This window comes from Frankia sp. AgKG'84/4, from assembly GCF_023242965.2.
In the GTDB taxonomy this organism is placed as follows: domain Bacteria; phylum Actinomycetota; class Actinomycetes; order Frankiales; family Frankiaceae; genus Frankia.
In genome coordinates this window covers 1-3,457 of record NZ_JALKFU020000560.1, presented here as the reverse complement: position 1 = coordinate 3,457, position 3,457 = coordinate 1, and the positions used below count along the sequence as shown (strand labels likewise).

Genomic DNA, 3,457 nt, shown 5'->3' with positions numbered 1-3,457 from the left:
CCCGGCGGCCGCCGAGGCGCCGGCCGCGGCCGGGACCTGGGCGTCGAGCGTCGTGATCGCGACCTCATGGTGGGTCCGCAGGGCATCGAAAACAGGGTGCAGGGACGGATGCTGGACCGCGGCGGCTCGGTAGGACGCGGCCAGGGCGGTGGAACGGGCGACGGCGGAGCGGGCCGCGGCCACGTCCGCAGCGCTGAGGCCCGGGTCCGCCGGTTCGGCGAGCCGACTCGTGGTGGTGCAACTGGCGCACAGCGTGCCGGTCACGCCGGTGATGGCCAGGCCTGCGAGCCCCGCCAGCAGCCGCCGCCGGGACGGGGGGATGCGCAGCGCCTGGTCCACGGTCCCGAGCTTCGCACATCCTGCCGGGCTGGTCCGACGCCCGTCCGACCCCTCCCGGGTGAGCCACCGGTACGGGGGTGAACCCATGGGGCGCGGGCTGTTCCAGGTCCGGGCGCCGGTGGACGTAGGCTATGGATCTCACCTGACGGTCGATCGTCCCCGGTGGCCCCGGGTGGCCGGTTGTGATCAGTGCGGTGGCAGGCGCGTGCCGCGTGTGGCCGTTCACCCGCGTCGGCGCCGATTCTTCGAGGGTGCCCGGCCGTGGTGGACGCCGGTCGACGGGTGAGGAACTGACGGAGCGGGGATGCGGTCGGCGTGCGATCGGACGACGGCCGCGGACCAGCCGCCGGGCGCCGTCGACCGGTCCGACCGACCGGGTGACCGGATGACCAGGTATGTGGGAAGGGACGGCGCGGGTGGCAGGGGCGGGGGAATCCGGCAGTGGCCGGAGCCGGGGACCGGCCGGGGGCGCCCGGCGGGCGCGGACCGTCGGGCCGGCGTTGCGTGATCGGTTGACGACCGGTCTGACCGAGGCGGGCTTCGATCTCGAGGACGTCACCGTGTCGAGGGCGGGTGCGCACAGCACGGTGCGCGTGATCGTGGACCGGGCCGGCGGGATCGATCTGGACGCGGTCGCCGACGCGAGCCGGGCCGTCTCGGATCTGCTCGACGCGGCGGAAGCGGATGGCGAGGCGCTGGTGGCGGGTACCTACGTCCTGGAGGTCACCTCCCCGGGCGTGGACCGGCCGCTGACGATGCCCAGGCACTGGCAGCGGGCGGTCGGCCGGTTGGTGACCGTTCGCGGCCACGACGGCGAGTCCACGTCGGGGCGGGTGCTGTCCGCGGACGAGTCCGGCGCGGACCTGGCCGTGCCCACCGGCCCGGCTCGCAAGGGTCGTCCGCAGCGCCGCCGGGTGGCGCGGGTGGAGTTCGACCAGGTCGCCAGGGCGACCGTCGAGGTCGAGTTCTCGGCCGTGGAGTATGATGATCTGTCCGGACAGACGTCGGACGTGGCACCGGGACAGGTGGCGCCGGGGGGCGTCGCACCGGGCTCCACGGACCTTCCGGAGCTGACTGCCGCCGCCGATCTCCCGACGGCGCCGGGGCCGGAGTCCGACAACGAGGGCCGTCAGGTCGGCACTCAGGGTGCGGCCGGTGAGGAGATGACCCCGTGAAGCTCGACGTGGCCGCGCTGCGCAGCATCGAGCGGGAGAAGGCCATCTCCTTCGACGCTCTGATGAAGGCGATGGAAACCGCCCTGCTCACGGCTTACCACCACACCGCCGGGTCGGCGCCCGACGCGCGGGTCGTCATCGACCGGACCTCGGGTGAGGTGTCCGTCCTCGCTCGGGAGGATGGTCCCGACGGGACCAGTCGGGAATACGACGACACCCCGGACGACTTCGGTCGGATCGCCACGATGACGGCGAAGCAGGTCATCATGCAGCGCCTGCGGGAGGCGAGCCAGGAGGCCACCTACGGGCAGTACGCCGACCGGGAGCACGAGATCGTCTCCGGGGTCGTGCAGCACCACGAACAGCGGGCCGGCTCGCGGGTGGTGCTCGTGGACCTCGGCACCATCGAGGGCGTGCTGCCGCCGGCCGAGCAGGTCCCCGGTGAGCGCCTCGAGCACGGCGATCGCATCAAGTGCTATGTGGTGCATGTCGCCCGCGGGGCCCACGGCCCCACGGTCACGCTGTCGCGCACGCACCCGGAGCTGGTCAAAGGCCTGTTCGGGCTGGAGGTGCCCGAGGTCGCCGACGGCACGGTGGAACTCGCCGCGATCGCCCGGGAGGCAGGGCACCGCAGCAAGATCGCGGTCCGGTCCAAGGTCGCCGGGGTGAATCCCAAGGGTGCCTGCATCGGCCCGATGGGCAGCCGGGTGCGGGCCGTCATGGCCGAGCTGCGCGGCGAGAAGATCGACATCGTGGACTGGTCCGCTGATCCGGCGGCCTTCGTCGGCAGCGCGCTCTCGCCGGCCCGGGTTGCCCGGGTGGAGGTCACCGACCTGGCGAGCCGGTCCGCGCGCGTGGTGGTCCCGGACTACCAGTTGTCCCTCGCGATCGGCCGGGAAGGACAGAACGCCCGGTTGGCGGCCCGCCTGACAGGCTGGCGCATCGACATCCACTCGGATGCCGAGGACGGTGAACAGGCCGGGGGCCCGCCGGCGGACACACCCCCGGCCACGGCGGCCAGGCGGACGGGGCCGCCGGCGGTACCGCGCCGGTCTCCCACCGCCGGTGGTCACTCCCGGGGCCGGTCGGGATAGACTTAATGATGGCGTGTCGTGCGGAGCCCATCCGTACCTGTATCGGATGTCGAAGCCGCGCGCCGAGTTCTGACTTACTGCGTATCGTCGTGGACGGCGGCGAGCTCCTGCCGGATGCTCGTCGCCGTATGCATGGTCGAGGTGCGCACCTGCACCCCGACGTTGCCTGCCTTGATCTGGCGGAGCGGCGCAGGGCCTTTTCGCGGGCCTGGAGAGTGCCGGGTCCGTTCGGATCAAAGCAGGTCAGGCAGTACCTGGAGCGGCCCCGGTGCGAGGCCGCCGGATCCCGTCCGCGGGATCTGGCGGCAGGAGCGGCTACAGACCGAGGAAAAATCGGGTAGAGAAGTAAGGGTTGGTTCGCGGCAGCGGATGATCCGGGTCAGACGGGACGGACGCCGGCTATCGAGGTGCCCGTCCCGACACCGGCGGCGCCAGAAGACGTCGACAGGGAAGCAGGTCGAGACAGCGATGATCGCTCAATGAGCACCCAGCCATGATCACGACCAGCAGGTAGCGAGGCTACGCGGGCAACGGACCGCGGGCCGAAAGAAGGAGCACCGTGGCAGGAAAGGCCCGCGTACACGAGCTCGCCAAGGAGCTTGGTGTCGACAGCAAAACCGTGCTCGCCAAGCTGAAGGATCTCGGCGAGTTCGTGAAGTCAGCGTCATCCACCGTCGAAGCCCCCGTAGTCCGCAAGCTGAAGGAAGCGTTCCCCACCGAGGGTGGGGCCGCTTCGGGTGCTCGTCCAGGTCCCCGGCCCGCTGGCAACGGCGCCCGCCCGGGACCGCCGCCGCGACCCGGCCTCGCGCCGCGTCCCGGGCCTCGTCCCGTGCCCGGCCGGCCTGGCCC

Annotated in this window: 4 protein-coding genes and 1 pseudogene; 4 read left to right on the top strand and 1 reads right to left on the bottom strand. The window is 72.3% G+C overall.

Annotated elements, in window-relative coordinates; all coding sequences use genetic code 11:
• Window positions 1–339 (bottom strand): annotated as a pseudogene (locus MXD58_RS23185) (hypothetical protein); the annotation flags it as partial.
• Window positions 340–851: 512 nt separating this feature from the next.
• Between MXD58_RS23185 and rimP the strand changes: the two are divergent.
• The 4 genes from rimP to MXD58_RS23165 all read left to right on the top strand — a co-directional run.
• Window positions 852–1,514, top strand: coding sequence for a ribosome maturation factor RimP (gene rimP / locus MXD58_RS23180; RefSeq protein ID WP_308302032.1), 663 nt, complete (start codon window positions 852–854; stop codon window positions 1,512–1,514).
• Window positions 1,511–2,608 carry a transcription termination factor NusA gene (nusA, locus tag MXD58_RS23175; RefSeq protein WP_248838259.1) on the top strand — a complete coding sequence of 366 codons (1,098 nt, stop codon included), beginning with the start codon at window positions 1,511–1,513 and terminating at the stop codon, window positions 2,606–2,608. Before rimP ends, nusA begins: the two co-directional genes overlap by 4 nt.
• Before the next feature lie 5 nt (window positions 2,609–2,613).
• Window positions 2,614–2,949 (top strand): YlxR family protein, encoded by a 336-nt coding sequence (locus MXD58_RS23170; protein ID WP_308302031.1) that lies wholly within the window; start codon window positions 2,614–2,616, stop codon window positions 2,947–2,949.
• Window positions 2,950–3,167: 218 nt separating this feature from the next.
• Window positions 3,168–3,457 (top strand): translation initiation factor IF-2 N-terminal domain-containing protein (locus tag MXD58_RS23165; protein WP_250609912.1); only part of this gene is annotated, 290 nt, incomplete at its 3' end.